At 54.4% G+C, this 1,110-nt stretch carries 1 pseudogene; it reads left to right on the forward strand.

What is annotated here, in order from left to right:
- Positions 1 to 1,002, forward strand: a pseudogene (locus X965_RS19650) (type IV secretion system protein TraC); the annotation flags it as partial.
- Between the last annotated feature and the right edge of the window lie 108 nt (positions 1,003 to 1,110).

The raw sequence follows: 1,110 nt of genomic DNA on the forward strand, positions 1-1,110 counted from the left end.
TTTAATCCGTTCGCCGGTATTACCGACATTAAGGAATCGGCGGAAAGTATCCGTGACCTGCTGCTGGTGCTGGCCAATCCGGCCGGGGGCATGGATGACACCTCCAAATCCATCCTGCTCAATGCCGTGCAGGAGGTGTGGGAGGACAAAGGCCGCGCTGCGCTGATTGATGATGTGTCACTGCATCTGCAGGCGCAGATTGACGGCGGGTATTTTGAGAATGCCGATACTATCCGGCACCGGATGCAGGAAATCATTGTTTCCCTGAAAAAGTACACCACGGAGGGCATATACGGGGAGTATTTCAACAATCCGGAGCCAGCCCTGAAAGACGATGTCCGTTTTTCCGTGCTGGAGATGGGAAAGCTCAAAAACAAGCCGGATTTGCTGGCTGCCATCATGTTTTCCATGATGATTTACATTGAGCAGCAGATGTACCTGTCCCCGCGCAGTGAGTTAAAAATCGCCGTGATTGATGAGGGCTGGCGGCTGCTCAAAAGCACGAACACCTTTGTCGGTGACTTCATTGAGAACGGCTACCGCACCGCCCGCAAACACCGCGGCGCGTATATCACCATTTCCCAGGGGATCGAGGACTTTGACGGGGAGCAGGCCAGTCTGGCCGCCCGTGCCGCCTGGTCTAACTCGTCCTTTAAAATCATCCTCAAACAGAACCCCGAAGCGTTCCGCAAATACAACCAGTACAACCCCGATCAGTTTTCCGTCAGTGAGCGTGCTGTGATAGAGGGATTCCCTGCCGCAAAAATAGCATTATTCAGCGCTTTTATGCTGCGCATCTCCGGTCAGGTGTCCTATCACCGCCTGCTGCTTGACCCCCTCAGCCGCGTCATGTTCTCAACCAACGGTGAGGACTTTGAGTTCCGTGAAAATGCCCGGAAACAGGGGATGACCATCAACGAAACCCTGTATCAGCTGGCGCAGCGTAATTTTCCCCGTGAAATGGAGGCATTATCCCAATGGCAGCCACAAACCCGGCATTAACACAAAATACTCCGGTAAAACCGCCGCGGCGCAGCAGTCGCCGCCGTCATGACTGTATCCGTGCCGTCTGTTTTTTTCTGGCCGTCTCGGTGGCCGTCAGTGCCGGGA

The sequence above is a fragment of the Morganella sp. EGD-HP17 genome (assembly GCF_000512315.2).
Lineage (GTDB): Bacteria > Pseudomonadota > Gammaproteobacteria > Enterobacterales > Enterobacteriaceae > Morganella > Morganella morganii.